Source organism: Lysinibacillus piscis (genome assembly GCF_026012395.1).
Classification (GTDB): Bacteria; Bacillota; Bacilli; order Bacillales_A; family Planococcaceae; genus Lysinibacillus; species Lysinibacillus piscis.
In genome coordinates this window covers 683,335-701,069 of the sequence record NZ_BRZA01000001.1, presented here as the reverse complement: position 1 = coordinate 701,069, position 17,735 = coordinate 683,335, and the positions used below count along the sequence as shown (strand labels likewise).

Genomic DNA, 17,735 nt, shown 5'->3' with positions numbered 1-17,735 from the left:
AAGTCTTGGATATAAAATCTGCTTTATTAGGTGAATTACCTGTTATGCAAGTTGCTGCACAAGCAAATGTAAAGGAAACGACAGATGCATATGAAAAAATGGCAGGTATCACTCGTTTTTTATATGAAAATTTACCAAGTTATGAAATAGCTGGCTATGTTCTATTTTTCCTTGTGTTCGCACTTTCCGCAGTTGTTTATAAACTAGGCTTTGCTAAAAAGCTAAAACTATCTCAAAATATTGTGATTTATGTGTTCTTATTTTTAGGCTGTATTATCTTAACGTTTTTTGCCATTTATCTTCCGATGGTGGAGGGGCTAATTGTAGCAGCGTTAATTTTAATCATCTATAAAGCTCGATTACGAAAAGAGAAAAAAGAAGAGCAGGCTACCAATCAATAATATAGATCAAGAAAGCAGTCTTAATGTGAAAACATTAGGGCTGTTTTTTTCGTAGTGGAACCGAATTTCTCCTAGCTGAATAAGTTAATGGCGATAGGCTTATTTTCAGTGATAAAGGAGGAAATCGTATGCGTTGGTTTATAAGGAGCTTGTATATTAGTGTAATTGCGTTACTATGTTTAGCAGCTTGTCAACAGGAGTCATTAGAAACGGTGAAGGTGGGAGAGGTGACACGCTCTATTTTTTATGCACCACAGTATGTTGCACTAGCGAAGGGCTTCTTTGAGGAGGAAGGCTTAGCTGTCGAGCTACAAACGATTGCTGGTGGCGATAAGACGATGACAGCTTTGCTTTCTGACGGTATTGATATAGCACTCGTTGGCTCAGAGACATCTATTTATGTGACATTACAGGGGGCAAATGACCCGATTCGTAATTTTGCTCAGCTTACACAAACAGATGGTACGTTTTTAGTGGCACGTGAGCAAATGGACGATTTTTCATGGGCACAATTAAAAGGCTCTACATTTTTAGGACAGCGCAAAGGTGGCATGCCGCAAATGGCAGGGGAATTTGTGTTAAAAAAGCATGGTATTGATCCTGCAAACGATTTAACATTGATTCAAAATATTGATTTCGCTAATATTTCCACAGCTTTTGCTTCTGGTACGGGTGATTTTGTCCAATTGTTTGAGCCAACAGCGAGCATCTTTGAGCAAGAAGGCAAAGGGCATATTGTGGCATCCTTTGGTACAGAATCAGGCACTTTACCGTATACTTCATTTATGGCAAAAAATAGTTACTTAGAACAACAAGCTACAACGGTACAAGGCTTTACAAATGCTTTAAAACGTGCACAGGATTTTGTGCAACAAGAAAGTGCTGCTGAGGTGGCAAAGGTGATTCAGCCTTATTTTGAAAACGTGGATGTTCAATTAATTGAAACAGTGGTGGAACGTTATAAATCACAGGGGTCCTATGCGACAGATCCAATATTAGATGAAGCAGAGTGGGAGAACCTGCAGACGATTATGGAAACGGCTGGTGAGCTACCACAGCGTGTGGCTTATGAGAAGTTGGTGAATACAATCTTTGCACAAAAGGCTGTTGAGTAATATGGCTTTTCTAACAGTAGAGCATATTGGTCATAGCTATTTTTCTACTACACAGGCGAAAGAAGTATTACGTGATATTGATTTCACTGTTCATGAGGGCGAATTTGTGTCATTGATTGGTCCTAGTGGCTGTGGTAAGACGACGTTATTGTCAATTATTGCAGGATTAGTAACACCGACAGAGGGGAATATTTATGTGCATGGAGAAAAAATGACGGTACAACAGCCACCACTTATTGGCTATATGCTTCAGCAAGATTATTTATTTCCATGGAAAACGATTGCGGAGAATATCACCATTGGTTTAAACATGATGGAGCATAGTAAAAAAGCACATAAAGTGACCGTTAATGCACTATTGAAGGAAATTGGCTTACCACATGTAGGTAATCATTATCCAAGAGAGCTTTCAGGAGGCATGAGACAGCGTGTTGCACTTGCTCGAACCTTGGCGGTGAATCCGAAAATTTTATTGTTAGATGAGCCATTTTCAGCATTGGACTATCAATCAAAATTGAAGCTCGAAGATTTTGTTGGAGCGACATTAAAAAATCATCAAAAAACGGCTATTCTAGTGACACATGATATTGGAGAAGCCATTGCGATGAGTGAGCGAGTGATTTTATTATCGGCTAATCCAGGTACAATACATCGGATATTTGACATACCGAAAGAATTACGTCAATTATCACCCTTTGAAGTAAGGCAACATGCGATGTATACGAGCGTATTCCAGATGATTTGGAAGGAGCTGGAGAGCCTTGGCTAATCAAACATGGCAGCAATTTATGCAGGCACGGAAAAAGGAAAAGCGTATGGTACGCTTTTATCAACTAACCATTCTACTGCTGTTTTTTATAGGCTGGGAAGTCCTGTCTCGTTTAGGTTGGATTGATCCTTTACTATTCAGCTCACCTACAAAGGTATGGCAGACATTGCATGATAAAATCGTGGATGGCTCCTTATTGTTACATGTAAATGTGACACTTATAGAAACGGTTATCGGCTTTCTCGCAGGCACGTTTATCGGCACGTTGCTAGCCACGTTATTATGGTGGTCGTCCTTATTATCTAAAGTGCTTGATCCATATTTAGTGATTTTAAATGCTATGCCAAAAGTAGCGCTTGGTCCCATTTTGATTGTCGCCTTAGGTCCAGGCTATTTTTCTATTATTGCAATGGGTGCGTTAATTTCGATTATTATTACGACGATTGTTGTTTATACGGCTTTTAAAGGTGTAGACCCTAATTATAGTAAAGTATTGCAAACGTTTGGAGCAACAAGGTGGCAAGTGTTTCGAGAAGTCATTTTACCTGCTTCCTTTCCAACAATTATTTCAACATTAAAGGTCAATGTTGGTTTATCATGGGTTGGTGTCATTGTAGGTGAATTTTTAGTAGCTTCCAAAGGGCTTGGCTATTTAATTATTTATGGTTTCCAAGTATTTAATTTTAATCTCGTGTTGATGTCCTTGCTGATCATCGCTTTTTTTGCTACATTGATGTATCAAGTAGTGGAGCTAGTGGAAAGACGGATTGTGAAGCAAAATGACTAGAGGAGATGGCTGCCAATAAGCCATCTCCTCTCATAAAATTCATTTAGATAAAATCTTTATCCATTTCTAATGTTGTACGATAAAAGCGGAAGTTACCTGTTTCAATCCGTGCTGCAGTATTCTGAGCGATACGTTCATGACAAGACTCGCACATATACGTATGGATAGGACGATTGCGTAGCTTTTTTGCTAATGGCAAATTATCCTCTAAATGGTCAATACGATCACAAATTACACATTTCACTCGCATCTTCTTCTCCCCTATTCTACACGAATGGCTGTTACATGCGTAATTGGCTCATGAACATTGGAGCCATCACCTAATAAAACATGCACAGGGCCATCTTCTACTAGTGGTTTGCCATCTTGACTATATTTAAAAATTAATGTTTTGGCTTCCTCTAATGTAAATGAATATTCCTTATTTTCTTGGCACTCAATGACGATTTTTGTCGCTTCAGGCTTTGGCTCAGCATTTTTCAAAAAATGACTTAATTCGATACCAAATGTCCCTGTCTCCATGCCTTTACGATCAAATTTACGCTCAGATTTTAATGTAGGTGGGAAAGTAGCACCCTCCATAATTTCACGTGACCAATGTGCGCCTACTTCGCGCATATATTTGATGTCCATATCTTCTTCAACTGATTGTGAAGTGAAATAAGTCGTTAAATCTAATTTGCGATCATCAAAAATCCAAACAGTAGGATCTAATGTTAATTGAAATGCAACAGCACCTTTGATTGGAATAATGGTTTCCATCAATGAATACCTCCTCTAAACTTTATAGACATGTCCTAGTATAACGCTAATAGGAACGATTAATCAATTTTACTTTCTAGTATTTATCCCATATTAACAGGCTGTAAGACCCTACTTCAAAATAGAGAGTGGAAACAAACTGTATAAGTGAGGATCAACAGCCTGTAAAAATTAAGGTTGGTAATTTCACTTTATACAGGTCTTTACGCTAATTTGTGCAGAAAAATAAAGAAATATCATTCAAATTCTCTATTTTCCAATAAAGACACTTGCATTTTTATCGACTAAAAGATAAACTTTATTAAGATAGAATCGAAGAAATATCATGTAATGGGGGCGTCCTCATGGATACGAAATCTCAAACTTCTTTTCAAGAGAAGGCTTTGGAGCTTTTAATTGTCGATGCAGATAAAATAGCTCGTCTCATTCGAGTACAAATGGATAATTTAACAATGCCACAATGCCCTTTATATGAGGAAGTATTAGATACACAAATGTTTGGTCTTTCACGTGAAATTGATTTTGCGGTGAAGCTTGGCCTAATTGAACGCGAAAAAGGAAAAGCCATTCTTGATTCATTGGAAAAAGAGCTTTCCTTGCTACACGACGCGTATACAGAAAAATAAAAGAAAAACTCAAACGCAATATGCGATTTGAGTTTTTTTACTAGAACGAGGTTTTCGGGATGAAACAATATATAAAACGCTACATGCAAAACTTTGATTACCCATTATTTTTTACAGTTGTCGGGCTTAGTTTATTTGGCTTAGTCATGATTTATAGCTCAAGTATGTTGGTCTCTGTTGTGAGAGAAGGAGAAGGGCCAGATTATTATTACATTAGACAAGTGAAAAATTTAATCGTTGCTGCCATTGGCTTTTTTGTTACAGCCTTTTTTCCTTACAAACACTATGCAAGCAAAGGTATTATGCTGTTATTAACGATTGTGCTAGCCATCCTGTTTACATGGCTAAAAATATGGGGGCATGGTGCAGAAGATGTAGGATCACAAAGTTGGATAAAGATACCTGGATTAGGAAATTTCCAACCATCTGAGTATGCGAAATTATTTGTTATTTTATATTTTGCCGCTGCCTTTTATCGCAAGGCACAAAAATATACGTTTGAAAAACTACAGCCAACGGAAATCTTCTATCCTATTTTTTTATGGATACTTGTTTTAGCAGGTGTCGCTTTTGAAACAGATTTAGGAGCTAGTATTATTCTATGTGGAATTGCTGTCTCAGTTGTAGCAGCAAGTGGCATTCCATTTAAAATATTTTGGAAATTTTTAGGTGTATTAGGCGTATTTGGTGCTACCATTATTGGTATATTGCTGTTGTTTAAAGGCGACCTACTTACAGGAAGTCGAAAAGGGCGAATTTTATCTTACTTTAATCCATTTGATTATGAAGATAATGTTGGAAAGCAAGTAGTAAATAGTTATTATGCGATTGGTGGAGGAGGAGTATCTGGTAGAGGACTTGGCCAATCTATTCAAAAATTAGGATATTTGCCTGAGCCACAAACCGATTTTATTATGGCGATTATTTTAGAAGAACTCGGTATTTGGGGGGCTTTAATCGTCGTAGGTGGCTTAGGATTTATTATATATAAAGGATTCTCAATAGCATTACGTACGAAGGATCCGTTAGCACGCATGATTGCGGCGGGTATTGCGAGCTGGATTGGCTGGCAAACCTTTATTAATCTTGGGGGTGTAACTGGGTTAATCCCGTTAACTGGTGTCACGCTACCTTTTATTAGTTATGGTGGGACATCTATAATAGTGTTATCTCTAGCTATGGGTATATTGATAAATGTGTCTATGTTTGAAAAGGTAGAGAGAAAGAAATTACAGTCATAAGGAGGAACCATATGGAATCAATCAACAAAATCCTTGTAGCCAATCGAGGAGAAATTGCAATTCGTCTTTTTCGTGCTTGTACGGAGTTAAATATTCCTACAGTCGCAATCTATTCACGTGAGGATATCGCATCCTTCCACCGCTTTAAAGCAGATGAAGCCTATTTAGTAGGTGCTGGTAAAAAACCAATTGATGCTTATTTAGATATTGAGGGCATTATTGCCATTGCTAAAGATGCACATGTGGATGCTATTCATCCAGGATACGGATTTTTATCAGAAAACGTGGAATTTGCACGCCGCTGTGAAGAAGAAGGTATTATCTTTATTGGACCAACTTCAAAACATTTGGATATGTTTGGTGATAAAGTAAAAGCACGTGAGCAGGCGATTGCGGCAGGTATTCCTGTTATTCCAGGCACAGATGGACCCGTTGCTGATTTAGCAGAGGTAGAAGCTTTTGCTAGCGAATACGGCTATCCTGTTATGATTAAGGCAGCATTAGGCGGCGGTGGTCGTGGTATGCGTCTTGTTCATACACAAGAGGATTTAACTTCCTCCTATGAGCGTGCAAAATCAGAGGCAAAAGCAGCATTCGGCTCTGATGAAGTATATGTAGAGAAGGCGATTATTAAGCCAAAGCATATTGAAGTACAAATTATCGGTGATAAGCATGGTAATATTGTGCATTTATATGAGCGAGATTGTTCGATTCAACGTCGTCATCAGAAGGTTGTTGAGATTGCTCCATCGAACTCGATTTCAGAAAATTTAAGAAATAAGATTTGTGATGCCGCTGTACAATTAATGAAAAATGTCTCGTACATAAATGCAGGGACGGTTGAGTTTTTAGTGGCAGGTGAAGAGTTTTACTTTATTGAAGTAAATCCACGTATTCAGGTTGAGCATACGATTACAGAAATGATTACGGGTGTTGATATTGTTCATGCTCAAATTAAAGTAGCTGCTGGCTATACACTGCATGGTGAAGAAATTCATATCCCACAACAAGATAAAATCCCAATGATTGGCTATGCGATTCAAGCACGTGTCACAACAGAAGACCCAGCAAACGACTTTATGCCAGATACAGGGAAATTGATGGTATATCGTTCAAGTGGTGGTTTTGGCGTTCGTTTAGATGCAGGGAATGGCTTCCAAGGTGCCGTGATTACACCATACTATGATTCATTGCTAGTGAAAATTTCGACATCGGGTATGACATTTAAAGAAGCGGCTGCAAAAATGGACCGTAACTTAAAAGAATTCCGTATTCGAGGTGTGAAGACGAATATTCCATTTTTAAATAATGTAGTCACACATGAAAAGTTTTTAACAGGTACTTTTGATACAAGTTTTATTGATACAACACCTGAATTATTCAATTTCCCAGTGCGTAAAGACCGTGGAACAAAATTGCTTAGCTATATTGGCAATGTGACATTAAATGGTTTCCCAGGTGTAGAAAAGAAAGCAAAACCAATTTTTGTACAACCAAGCATTCCAAAGGTGGACACGCTTATTGTTCCTCCAGCAGGAACAAAGCAAATTTTAGATACACAAGGTGCAGACGGATTGGTGAAGTGGATTTTAGCACAGGAAGATGTGTTATTAACAGATACAACATTCCGTGATGCCCATCAGTCTCTACTTGCAACACGTGTGCGTTCACAAGATATGTTCCAAATTGCTGATGCAACAGCACAGATGATGCATGATTTCTTCTCGCTTGAAATGTGGGGTGGGGCGACATTTGACGTAGCTTATCGTTTCTTAAAAGAGGACCCATGGGAGCGATTAGCAAAATTACGTCAGCAAATTCCGAATGTCTTATTCCAAATGTTATTGCGTGGTGCCAATGCGGTTGGTTATACAAATTATCCAGATAATTTAATCCGTGAATTCATTGCTGAATCGGCAACATCAGGTGTGGATGTATTCCGTATTTTCGATAGCTTGAACTGGATTAAAGGAATGGAAGTAGCGATTGATGAAGTACGCAAGTCAGGTAAAATTGCGGAAGCTGCAATTTGTTATACAGGTGATATTTTAGATACAAACCGCACAAAATATTCGGTGCAATATTACAAAGATATGGCGAAAGAATTAGAGGCGGCTGGTGCACATATTTTAGCAATTAAAGATATGGCAGGTCTTTTGAAGCCAGAAGCAGCGTATCGTTTAGTTTCCGAATTAAAAGAGACAACGAGTCTACCGATTCATTTGCATACACATGATACAAGTGGCAATGGTATTTATCTATATGCTAAAGCCATTGAAGCGGGTGTAGATATTATTGATACAGCGCTAGGCTCTATGGCAGGTTTAACATCACAACCAAGTGCCAACTCGTTATACTATGCAGTAAATGGCGGTAAACGTTCAATCCGTGCAAACATCGATTCACTTGAAAAGCTATCTTATTATTGGGAAGATGTGCGTAAATACTACAATGACTTTGAAAGTGGCATGATTAGTCCACATTCAGAAATTTACGTTCATGAAATGCCTGGTGGTCAATATAGCAATCTACAGCAACAAGCGAAAGCAGTTGGACTTGGGGACCGTTGGGATGATGTGAAACGCATGTACTCACGTGTCAACTTGTTGTTTGGTGATATTGTGAAAGTAACACCATCCTCTAAAGTAGTTGGCGATATGGCATTGTTCATGGTGCAGAATGATTTAGATGAAAACACAGTGTTAACAAGAGGGCAAACAATTGATTTCCCAGACTCTGTGATTGAGTTTTTCCAAGGCTATTTAGGACAGCCACATGGTGGTTTCCCAACAGAGCTTCAAAAAGTGGTCTTGAAAGATCGTGAAGCCATTACAGTTCGTCCTGGTGAGCTATTAGAGCCAGTGAATTTTGAGCAGTTAGAGGCAGTATTGGAAGAAAAATTAGATCGACCTGTGACAAAGCGTGATGTTTTAGCATATGCACTATATCCAAAGGTATTTGAGGAATATGCAGTAACGTTAAATTCATTTGGCAATATTTCTGTCTTAGATACGCCAACATTCTTATATGGCTTAAAGCTAGGTGAAGAAATTGAGATTGAGATTGAAAAAGGAAAAACACTTATTATCAAATTGGTATCGATTGGTGAGCCACAGCATGATGGTACACGTGTTATGTACTTTGAGCTAAACGGTCAATCTCGTGAGCTAGTTATTCAAGATATGACAGTAGAAGTAGATGGTAGCCTAGCATTAAAGGCAGATTCAAGTAATCCAAATCAAATTGGTGCAACAATGCCAGGTACGGTATTAAAAGTTGTTGTGTCGAAAGGTAGCTCAGTCAAACGAGGCGATCATCTGTTAATTACAGAAGCCATGAAAATGGAGACGACAGTACAAGCACCGAAAGATGGGGTAGTGAAAGAAATTTATGCAAGTGCAGGCGATGCGATTTCAACAGGTGATTTATTAATCGAATTAGAATAAAATGAACCTTCAATCAGTGAGGTTCCTTATCCATCACTGATTGTTAGTTTCACCAATTGGATTTTTAATACAGAAAAAGGTTAGTGGGACGTTTCAAGCGTCCTACTAACCTTTTTCTATGATTATTTTATTCTTTCATTATAATTGCTACGTGCGACTAACATAATCATGTAGCAGAATAAGCCAAATAACAAGGAAATAAAGAATGAATGTAATAGTGCTACTACTAAGTTTAACTGTGTAAGCACAACGAGCATACCTGCGAGCACTTGTAAAATGACAATAATAAATGCAAAAATCCAACCGTAATAAATAACACGTTGATCTTTATACGTTTTGACCACATGCCATGTTATATAGGCCATCCAAATGAAAATAATTAATACGGCTAAGCGATGCCCCATTTGAATCCAAACATACATATTATTTGGGAATGTTAGAGGGGCATTGTTATAACAAAACGGCCAGTCTGGACATACTAAACTAGATTCTGTGTGACGTACAAGTGCACCTGTATAGACTACTAAATACGAATAAATCGTAATCGCTACAGTATGCCAGCGCAATTTTTTGCCTATAAAGACTTTATCCGCATCAAATTTGCGATCCACCTCAAAAACGATTAAAGAAAGAAGTAGTACAGCAGCAAAGGAGATGAGTGAGATACCAAAGTGAAGCGCTAAAATAAAGTCACCTTGTCCCCATAGTACTTGGGCTGCCCCAATTAAGGCTTGGGCAATTAAGAAAAACATCGCTAGAAAACCTAACAATTTCACTTCACGAATATGTCCCAATTTACGCCATGTTAAGACTGTTAAGCCTAAAATAGCAAATGAGACAACACCTGTCACAAGTCGATGAGAAAACTCAATTAATACTTCTTTTGTAATCTCTTTTGGAATTAATGAGCCATTACAGTCAGGCCAGTTTCGACCACATCCTAAGCCACTATCTGTTTTTGTGACAAGTGCACCACCTAATAAAATAAGGAGCATGCCAATTGTAGCAGCGACTGCAAGCCATTTCATATATTTACTTTGTTTCATAAAAAAGAAGTCACCTACTTTATCCCATAATGAACTAGTAAAATTAGTATCAGTAGAGATTGATTGAACGAACATTTGAAGGGGATATAACCTACTGAATAAAGTTTTACACTAAGTAAGAAATATTACGTGCATGTAATGTTTCTGCTACTCGATAATATCGAAAATATAGCTAAAAAACAACTTGTAATCTAGATTGATGAATAGATGTCGATTCCATTTCACAAATTGTTCATAATTTCGTGCTTTAACCTTCACAATTCACTTTAGAAAATGTTTTACTATAGATATGTTGTTTTAATTATATTTCTAGGCAAAACTAATTCTTACAACTTCATCTAAATTTCACTTAATGTCTAGAAATCAATCGCAAATTTCGCTATAGTTATGTTAGCGGAATATGCTTACAAAAATGAAAGGAGAGGTATTGTGCTGTGAAACGTACGCATTCTTGATGGCTCAGAATCAAGGAATACAAAAAGCACAATGAATATGACACAAGACAAAGTAACCTTTGACTAAATGGAAAAAGGAATGCTTGTTGTAATCATAGCCTTTCATAGTAATTTGTAGGTGAAATTTTGTTATTTACGGCATGTGGGGACGATATGTGAAAAGGAATCTAAATAACGATGTCGATTGCATTTGTTGTTTGTGACACATTTTGTTGAAATAAGGAATTCTTTCTTTAATTTAAAGAATTCATATAGATTGAACCAATGTCCCATGTACACATGAAAATACGACAAAGAAAGAGGGGTTTGATTAAGCTATGATGAAAGGGCTTAAAAAATGGCGTCTATTTTCACTGCTAGCAGTGATGATGGTTTTCCTTTCAGGTTGTGGTGAAGATTATTTATCTACACTAAAACCATCTGGAGAAGTAGGTAAGCAACAATTAAACTTATTGCTTATGACGACAATTATTATGACAATTGTTGTCGTAGTTGTATCTGTTATCTATCTACTTGCATTCGTAAAATATCGCCGTTCAAAAGTTGGCGAGAATGTAATTCCAAAACAAGTGGAAGGTAGTCATACACTTGAAGTGATTTGGACAGTCATTCCAATTATTTTATTATTAATTATCTCTGTACCAGTTGTTATCACGACTTATAAATTCGCAGATGTTGCTGCAATGGATGAGGTTGATGCAGAGGGTAATAAAACAGCATTAACAGTTAACGTAACCGCAAAATTATATTGGTGGGAGTTTGAATATCCAAACCAAGGCATTATTACTGCACAAGAACTTGTTGTACCAACAGGTGAAAAAGTTTACTTTAACTTAAAAGCTGCTGATGTTAAGCACTCATTCTGGATTCCTGCTGTAGGCGGTAAAATGGATACAAACGTAGAAAACTTGAACAAATTCTATCTAGAGTTTGATAAAGAATCAAAAGATTTGAAAGATGGCGTATTCTACGGTAAATGTGCGGAGCTATGTGGCCCTTCACACGCATTAATGGACTTCAAAGTAAAAGCATTAAGCCCAGAGGCATTTGATGCTTGGGTAGCTTCTATGAAAGCAACTGAAGGTCAAGTAGCAGATAAAAACGCAGTTGACTTAGGTGAAAAAACATTTGCTAACAACTGTTTATCTTGCCATGCTGTATCAGGTGTAGGTGGTCCTGGTGTAGGTCCAAACTTAACAGCATTTGGTGATCGTAACCGTGTTGCTGGTTTCTTAGAACATAACGAAGAAAACCTAAAAGCATGGATTAAAAATCCAGCAGAATTCAAACCAGGTAACTTAATGATGAAGCAAGATGGTTCTGAGCCAATCTATGGTCAATTAACAGATGAAGAAATTGATGCTCTTGCAACATATATCATGAGTTTATCCGTTGAAAAATAATTTAATGATTGATGTAACAAATTTTGAGGGAGGTAAAAGCTGTGAGCTCATACACACAGAAAAAGAGCTTTGGAGCAATTGTCTGGGATTATATTACAACTGTTGACCATAAAAAGTTAGCAATTATGTATTTATTAGCTGGTACATTGTTCTTTGCTATCGCTGGCTTTGAAGCATTATTAATGCGTATTCAATTGATGAAGCCAAATAATGACTTCGTTTCAGCTGGTTTTTTCAATGAATTATTAACAATGCACGGAACGACAATGCTTTTCCTAGCGGCAACTCCATTGCTATTCGCATTTATGAACATGCTTGTACCATTACAAATTGGTGCACGTGACGTTGCATTTCCGTTCTTGAATTCTTTAGGATTCTGGCTATTCTTCCTAGGTGCAGTATTCCTTCACCTATCATTCTTTATGGGTGGCGCTCCTGATGCGGGCTGGACTTCTTATGCATCATTATCTTTATACTCTCCAGGACATGGTATTGACTTCTATGTACTTGGTTTGCAAATTTCAGGGGCAGGTACATTAATCTCAGGTATTAACTTTATCGTAACGATTATTACAATGCGTGCTCCTGGTATGACATTTATGCGTATGCCATTATTTACTTGGACTGCTATGATTTCAAGTGCACTAATTTTATTCGCATTCCCTCCATTAACAATTGGTTTATTAATGATGTTATTTGACCGTATGTTTGGTGGTAACTTCTTTGACCATACAATGGGTGGTAACACAGTTATTTGGGAACATTTATTCTGGATTTTTGGACATCCAGAGGTTTATATTTTAGTATTACCAGCGTTCGGTTTATTCTCTGAAATTATTCCAACGTTCTCTCGTAAACGTCTGTTCGGATACTCTTCAATGGTATTCGCAACAATCTTAATTGGTTTCTTAGGATTCATGGTTTGGGCTCACCACATGTTCACAACAGGTCTTGGGCCAACAGCAAACGCTATTTTCGCTGTTGCAACAATGGCAATTGGTGTTCCAACAGGTATGAAAGTATTCAACTGGATCTTAACAATTTGGGGCGGTTCCATTAAAGTAACAACACCAATGCTATATGCACTTGGTTTCATTCCATCATTCGTTGCGGGTGGTGTAACAGGGGTTATGCAAGCTGCTGCTCCTCTTGACTATCAATTACATGATTCTTACTTTATCGTTGCCCACTTCCACTATGTAATCGTAGGTGGTATCGTAACAGCACTATTTGGTTCAGCGCACTTCTACTGGCCAATTTTCTTCAACCGTATGTTAAATGAAACACTTGGTAAAATTACGTTCTGGGTATTCTTTATCGGATTCCATTTAACGTTCTTTATCCAACATTTCTTAGGTTTAATGGGTATGCCACGTCGTGTATTCACATACATGGAAGGTCAAGGCTGGGATAACTTCAACTTAATTTCTACAATCGGTGCATTAATGATGGGTGTAGGGGTTATCTTATTAGTTATTAACTGTTTACTATCTATTAAAGGTGAACCAGCAGGACGCGACCCATGGGGTGATGGACGTACATTAGAATGGTCAATTCCACAACCAATTCCATTCTACAACTTCCGCCAAACACCACTTGTTCGTGGTTTAGATACATGGTGGATTGAGAAGCAAGAAGGTAATACAGAAGTAACATTTGCTGAACCAGTTGGTGATGTACATATGCCAAACAACTCAGCAATTCCAGTTGTGATTTCTTTAGGTATGTTCATTGCGGCATTCGGTGCTCTTTATAATCCAGATGCAGATAAGCCATGGTCTATTTATATTTTAATTATTGGTTTAGCTATTACATTTGGTGCAATGTTAACACGTTCTCTTAAAGACGATCATGGATTCCATTTACACAAAGAAGACATTCTTGAAATTGAAGAACATCTTTATGGCAAAGGAGGAAATAAATAATGGATTACAACACTAAATTTACTCCTCATACTTGGCCAGACCATCCTGAACAGGCAACGATGGAAGGGAAAAATAAAATCGTTGGTTTTTGGATTTTCCTTGCCTGTGAAGTAGTACTATTCGCAAGTTTATTTGCGACGTATTTAGCACTTAAGAACAAAGGGCCAGCAGGCATGGAGTTCTCAACAGAAAAGTTATTTGAATTACCATTAGCATTTGCAATGACAATGTTGCTATTAACTTCTTCATTAACATCTGTGTATGCGATTTATCATATGCGTAACTTTAACTTTAAAGGGATGCAAACGTGGTTAGGAATTACAGTACTTCTAGGATTTGGATTCTTAGCTTTAGAAATCTATGAATTCTATCACTATACACACCTAGGCTTTACATTTACACAATCTGCGTTTGCTACATCATTCTATTCATTAGTAGGTACACATGGTTTCCACGTAACGTTAGGTCTTGGATGGATTTTAGCATTGATGATTCGTAATGCAAATCGTGGTTTAAACTTATACAATGCGCCTAAATTCTTCGTGGCTGCTTTATATTGGCACTTTATCGACGTAGTTTGGGTATTTATCTTTACAGTAGTATACTTGATGGGAGTGATCGGATAATGAGTTCTCACGATACACCAATAGTTGCTAAATCTCAAGCACAATACGAATATGATCGTCATCATAATGCGCTTCATATGCGTAAACAAGTAGTAAACTTTGCGATTATGATTTTCTTAACATTTATCGCATTTGGAATGGCTGCTGCGGGATTCTCTAAATACTTAATTTTCCCGTTCATCCTATTGCTTGCAGGTGTGCAAGTGGTACTTCAACTTTATTCTTTTATGCACTTAGAAGATAAAAAAACACATTTCGGTGAAGTGATTGGCTTCTTTATGTGGGTAGGTATATTTATTGCCTTTACTTTCTTCTTAGCATTTTTAACAATCATTTGGTGGTAACACCAACAAAACACGCTCACTACAATTTTGTAGGAGCGTGTTTTTATATTAGTATAAAAAAGATAGGGATTTGTTCACGGTTCGTTCATTGCAGTATGACTAGAAGCGTTCTATAATGAAAGTATTGAAGTTTAAAGGAGTGCATATAGTATGCCACTTAGTATATTTGGCTTTCAAGCTTTATGGAGCCCATATTTAATGGGATTGATTACATTTATTATTATTATTTATTTTTTAATGACGGCGAAATGGCGACAAGATTTTAAAGTGAGTGAACCTTTGAAGAAAAGTGAAGCGATTTCTTTCCTTATAGCAATGGTTTCGATTTATATCATTAAAGGCTCACCGATAGACTTAATGGCACATATTATGTTTACTATGCATATGGTGCAGATGGCTGTATTGCTATTATTTATCCCGATTTTTTTAATCAAAGGTATTCCATGGTGGGTATGGAAAGTTGTGATTGAAACACCTGTTGTACGAGTCATCTTTAAAATATGGACAAAGCCGATTGTATCCACATTAGTATTTATTGGTTTATTTTCTATCTATCATTTACCATCTGTATTAGACTTTATTAAATTGAATGAAACGCTTCATGGCATTTATACATTTATCTTATTTGTTTCTGCTGTTTTTATGTATTGGCCGTTGATTCAAAAAATGCCAAATCAAGAGCAAATGAAGCCTTTATATAAGTTAGGCTATATTATTGCCAATGCGGTGTTAATTACACCAGCCTGTGCGCTTATTATTTTTGCATCTAGTGCGATGTATGAAACGTATACGAATGGTGAGGCATGGCTAAAGGCGATGGAGCTTTGTGTACCTGCATCTACTTTATCAGGACTGTCTTTATCAGGACCAGAGCTTTTTACTGATATGAAGCCAGTTGAGGACCAACAGCTTGGCGGTGTGCTCATGAAAATTATACAAGAGATTATTTTTGGTGTGTTAATTGCCTCTATCTTTACAAAATGGTATCGTTCAGAGCAAAAAGATCCTGATAAAATTACAGCCGATGCGTTAAAAGCACATCAAGCAAAATTAGAGCTAGAAAGACAACATCAAGTATAAAGAAGAAAATGTTTTGTATAAGGAGATTTGCAAATGGAATTACACATTTTACCTACTATTAGTACATCATTTATTGTGATTAGTGCGGTATTAGTAGCGATTGGCTGGGGCTTAATTGTACAAAGGAAAGTAGAAGCACATAAAAAAGTGATGCTTGCTGCGGGTGCTGCCGCATTAATTTTCTTCCTAATTTATGCTTCACGTACAATTTTTATTGGCAACACAGCATTTGGTGGCGGAGATAATTTAAAGCCATATTATACATTTTTCTTGATTTTCCATATTATTTTGGCAACAACTGGTGCAGTATTTGGGGTTGTTAGCATTATTTCTGGATTGAAAATGAAGATAAAACTGCACAAACGCATTGGGCCTATTACAAGTATTATTTGGTTTTTTGTAGCTGTTACAGGTGTACTTGTGTATTTACTACTCTATATTTTATTTGAACCAGGTGAAACAACATCTGTAATTAAAGCTATTTTAGGCTTTTAATGTCAATCTCCCGCCTTATGATGAAGGTGGGAGATTTTTTGTAGGGGTGTTTTGAAATAAGGCGATGATTGTTACAATACATAATGGACCAATAAAAATACCTAACAAACCAAATATTTCAAATCCAATAAACATAGATATGAAAGTAGTTAATGAGGATAGCCCAATTTTATTGCCGATAATTTTTGGCTCAATAAGACGCCTTGCTAAAAATAATACAATGGTTAATATGATTAGGCTAAAAGCAAATACATAATCACCTACGAAAAATTGATAAGCTGCCCAAGGAAGAAGCAGAATAAATGAATCTAAAAACGGTATGATATCTAATATAACGAGTAGTAAAGCCAAAATAAAAGGAAATGGTGTTTTTAATAGAAAAAAAGCGATGGCAGCAATAGAAAAAATACAAATGCCTACTAAAAATTGTGCTTTGATAAAGCCATATAGTGCGATTTTTACTCGTTGACCAATAAAGAGTATTTTTTGCTGACCATGGAAAGAAATCGATATCAGTAATTTGCGATTCACAGCAGGTAGATCTAACAAAAGCATATATAACACAATCCAATAAACAAAGATAGCAAAAAATCGTGATGGTAGATAGCTTAGTAAAAAAGACCAAATATTCGCATTGGTTAGCTTGAGGGCGTATTTTTCAATAGCTACTACTATTTTGGTAATCATAAGCTGTAATTGTGCCACAAACTCTACAGGTAGATGAAAAGTATAGTGAGCGAGCTTGGATTGTAATTGAATCCATAGGGCAGATAGCTGATTCAAATAATCTGGGATATGAGGAATAAGGAGAGATAATTGTTTCCAACTTATAAATAGCAATAGCGCACCTATTAATAGGATAATGCTGAAAAAGAGTACAAAAAAAATGGTGGCAACGAATTTACGCTTTTTGTGTAAGTGGCTACTCATTTTTAGGATAATGGGTTCTACTAATAGTGCTGTGATATAGGCAAAAACAATTGGCATCGATAATGAGAGTAACCAAATGATAAAAATACCAAGCAGTATGACCATAATCGGATGGCGAAAAAATGGATGTTTCAATAATTGTATCATGGAGGTTCACCTACATCTATTCAAGATATAGGGATAGTATGAGAAGAAAATAGCTTTTTACTCAAACAAAAAAAGGCTGATTATCCAGCCTTTTTAAGGAAAACAAGTATAAGAGCTGGCTATCAATTACGCTTTAG

17 protein-coding genes are annotated in these 17,735 nt (G+C 36.9%); 13 read left to right on the top strand and 4 right to left on the bottom strand.

All coding sequences use genetic code 11. The features are described 5' to 3' along the window. Positions 1-5: 5 nt before the first annotated feature. From OPF91_RS03620 to OPF91_RS03605, 4 genes are all read left to right on the top strand, one after another. Complete coding sequence (locus OPF91_RS03620) at positions 6-401, top strand: YlaH-like family protein (RefSeq protein WP_264987318.1); 396 nt, start codon at positions 6-8, stop codon at positions 399-401. A 128-nt stretch (positions 402-529) separates the two neighbouring features. Then, a complete protein-coding gene (locus OPF91_RS03615) occupies positions 530-1,516 on the top strand; it encodes an ABC transporter substrate-binding protein (protein WP_264987317.1) in 987 nt (328 codons plus the stop codon). A gap of 1 nt (position 1,517) precedes the next feature. Beyond that, a complete protein-coding gene (locus tag OPF91_RS03610) occupies positions 1,518-2,285 on the top strand; it encodes an ABC transporter ATP-binding protein (RefSeq protein WP_264987316.1) in 768 nt (255 codons plus the stop codon). A 19-nt stretch (positions 2,286-2,304) separates the two neighbouring features. Beyond that, complete coding sequence (locus OPF91_RS03605) at positions 2,305-3,072, top strand: ABC transporter permease (protein WP_373877032.1); 768 nt, start codon at positions 2,305-2,307, stop codon at positions 3,070-3,072. Positions 3,073-3,115: 43 nt separating this feature from the next. Here OPF91_RS03605 and OPF91_RS03600 read toward each other — a convergent pair whose 3' ends face one another. Continuing rightward, on the bottom strand, positions 3,116-3,322 hold the full coding sequence (locus OPF91_RS03600; RefSeq protein WP_264987314.1) for a YlaI family protein: 207 nt from the start codon (positions 3,320-3,322) through the stop codon (positions 3,116-3,118). An 11-nt stretch (positions 3,323-3,333) separates the two neighbouring features. Continuing rightward, entirely contained in the window at positions 3,334-3,834 is a 501-nt protein-coding gene (locus OPF91_RS03595) for a peptidyl-prolyl cis-trans isomerase (protein WP_264987313.1), read from the bottom strand. Positions 3,835-4,178: 344 nt separating this feature from the next. Between OPF91_RS03595 and OPF91_RS03590 the strand changes: the two genes are divergently transcribed. From OPF91_RS03590 to pyc, 3 genes are read left to right on the top strand one after another with little or no spacing between them, the layout of a single operon-like run. Continuing rightward, positions 4,179-4,460, top strand: coding sequence for an Fpa/YlaN family protein (locus OPF91_RS03590; RefSeq protein WP_264987312.1), 282 nt, complete (start codon positions 4,179-4,181; stop codon positions 4,458-4,460). A 59-nt stretch (positions 4,461-4,519) separates the two neighbouring features. Continuing rightward, entirely contained in the window at positions 4,520-5,701 is a 1,182-nt protein-coding gene (locus tag OPF91_RS03585) for an FtsW/RodA/SpoVE family cell cycle protein (RefSeq protein ID WP_264987311.1), read from the top strand. An 11-nt stretch (positions 5,702-5,712) separates the two neighbouring features. After that, positions 5,713-9,147 (top strand): pyruvate carboxylase, encoded by a 3,435-nt coding sequence (gene pyc, locus OPF91_RS03580; RefSeq protein ID WP_264987310.1) that lies wholly within the window; start codon positions 5,713-5,715, stop codon positions 9,145-9,147. Positions 9,148-9,269: 122 nt separating this feature from the next. Here pyc and OPF91_RS03575 read toward each other — a convergent pair whose 3' ends face one another. Continuing rightward, positions 9,270-10,193 carry a COX15/CtaA family protein gene (locus tag OPF91_RS03575; protein ID WP_264987309.1) on the bottom strand — a complete coding sequence of 308 codons (924 nt, stop codon included), beginning with the start codon at positions 10,191-10,193 and terminating at the stop codon, positions 9,270-9,272. 772 nt (positions 10,194-10,965) lie between these two features. Between OPF91_RS03575 and coxB the strand changes: the two genes are divergently transcribed. The 6 genes from coxB to OPF91_RS03545 all read left to right on the top strand — a co-directional run bounded on the left by coxB (position 10,966) and on the right by OPF91_RS03545 (position 16,521). Further along, positions 10,966-12,051, top strand: a complete 1,086-nt coding sequence (coxB, locus tag OPF91_RS03570; RefSeq protein ID WP_264987308.1) for a cytochrome c oxidase subunit II — start codon at positions 10,966-10,968, stop codon at positions 12,049-12,051. Between the two features lie 41 nt (positions 12,052-12,092). After that, the gene (gene ctaD / locus OPF91_RS03565; protein WP_264987307.1) at positions 12,093-13,976 is read left to right on the top strand and encodes a cytochrome c oxidase subunit I; all 1,884 of its coding nucleotides are present in this window, start codon (positions 12,093-12,095) and stop codon (positions 13,974-13,976) included. Next, positions 13,976-14,602, top strand: coding sequence for a cytochrome (ubi)quinol oxidase subunit III (locus OPF91_RS03560; protein WP_264987306.1), 627 nt, complete (start codon positions 13,976-13,978; stop codon positions 14,600-14,602). Before ctaD ends, OPF91_RS03560 begins: the two co-directional genes overlap by 1 nt. Further along, complete coding sequence (locus OPF91_RS03555) at positions 14,602-14,946, top strand: cytochrome C oxidase subunit IV family protein (protein WP_264987305.1); 345 nt, start codon at positions 14,602-14,604, stop codon at positions 14,944-14,946. The genes OPF91_RS03560 and OPF91_RS03555 overlap by 1 nt, the downstream gene beginning before the upstream one ends. 150 nt (positions 14,947-15,096) lie before the next feature. Further along, entirely contained in the window at positions 15,097-16,026 is a 930-nt protein-coding gene (ctaG, locus tag OPF91_RS03550; protein ID WP_264987304.1) for a cytochrome c oxidase assembly factor CtaG, read from the top strand. A 33-nt stretch (positions 16,027-16,059) separates the two neighbouring features. Continuing rightward, entirely contained in the window at positions 16,060-16,521 is a 462-nt protein-coding gene (locus OPF91_RS03545) for a DUF420 domain-containing protein (protein ID WP_264987303.1), read from the top strand. A 15-nt stretch (positions 16,522-16,536) separates the two neighbouring features. On the opposite strand, the gene ytvI is transcribed toward OPF91_RS03545, so the two are convergent. Continuing rightward, complete coding sequence (gene ytvI, locus OPF91_RS03540) at positions 16,537-17,598, bottom strand: sporulation integral membrane protein YtvI (protein ID WP_264987302.1); 1,062 nt, start codon at positions 17,596-17,598, stop codon at positions 16,537-16,539. Between the last annotated feature and the right edge of the window lie 137 nt (positions 17,599-17,735).

Excerpts from the sequence above, each read along its gene's own strand:
- OPF91_RS03615 (WP_264987317.1), top strand. The coding sequence starts at position 530 with ATGCGTTGGTTTATAAGGAGCTTGTATATTAGTGTAATTGCGTTACTA.
- OPF91_RS03610 (WP_264987316.1), top strand. The coding sequence starts at position 1,518 with ATGGCTTTTCTAACAGTAGAGCATATTGGTCATAGCTATTTTTCTACT.
- OPF91_RS03605 (WP_373877032.1), top strand. The coding sequence starts at position 2,305 with ATGCAGGCACGGAAAAAGGAAAAGCGTATGGTACGCTTTTATCAACTA.
- OPF91_RS03600 (WP_264987314.1), bottom strand. The coding sequence starts at position 3,322 with ATGCGAGTGAAATGTGTAATTTGTGATCGTATTGACCATTTAGAGGAT.
- OPF91_RS03595 (WP_264987313.1), bottom strand. The coding sequence starts at position 3,834 with ATGGAAACCATTATTCCAATCAAAGGTGCTGTTGCATTTCAATTAACA.
- OPF91_RS03590 (WP_264987312.1), top strand. The coding sequence starts at position 4,179 with ATGGATACGAAATCTCAAACTTCTTTTCAAGAGAAGGCTTTGGAGCTT.
- OPF91_RS03585 (WP_264987311.1), top strand. The coding sequence starts at position 4,520 with ATGAAACAATATATAAAACGCTACATGCAAAACTTTGATTACCCATTA.
- pyc (WP_264987310.1), top strand. The coding sequence starts at position 5,713 with ATGGAATCAATCAACAAAATCCTTGTAGCCAATCGAGGAGAAATTGCA.
- OPF91_RS03575 (WP_264987309.1), bottom strand. The coding sequence starts at position 10,193 with ATGAAACAAAGTAAATATATGAAATGGCTTGCAGTCGCTGCTACAATT.
- coxB (WP_264987308.1), top strand. The coding sequence starts at position 10,966 with ATGATGAAAGGGCTTAAAAAATGGCGTCTATTTTCACTGCTAGCAGTG.
- OPF91_RS03560 (WP_264987306.1), top strand. The coding sequence starts at position 13,976 with ATGGATTACAACACTAAATTTACTCCTCATACTTGGCCAGACCATCCT.
- OPF91_RS03555 (WP_264987305.1), top strand. The coding sequence starts at position 14,602 with ATGAGTTCTCACGATACACCAATAGTTGCTAAATCTCAAGCACAATAC.
- ctaG (WP_264987304.1), top strand. The coding sequence starts at position 15,097 with ATGCCACTTAGTATATTTGGCTTTCAAGCTTTATGGAGCCCATATTTA.
- OPF91_RS03545 (WP_264987303.1), top strand. The coding sequence starts at position 16,060 with ATGGAATTACACATTTTACCTACTATTAGTACATCATTTATTGTGATT.
- ytvI (WP_264987302.1), bottom strand. The coding sequence starts at position 17,598 with ATGATACAATTATTGAAACATCCATTTTTTCGCCATCCGATTATGGTC.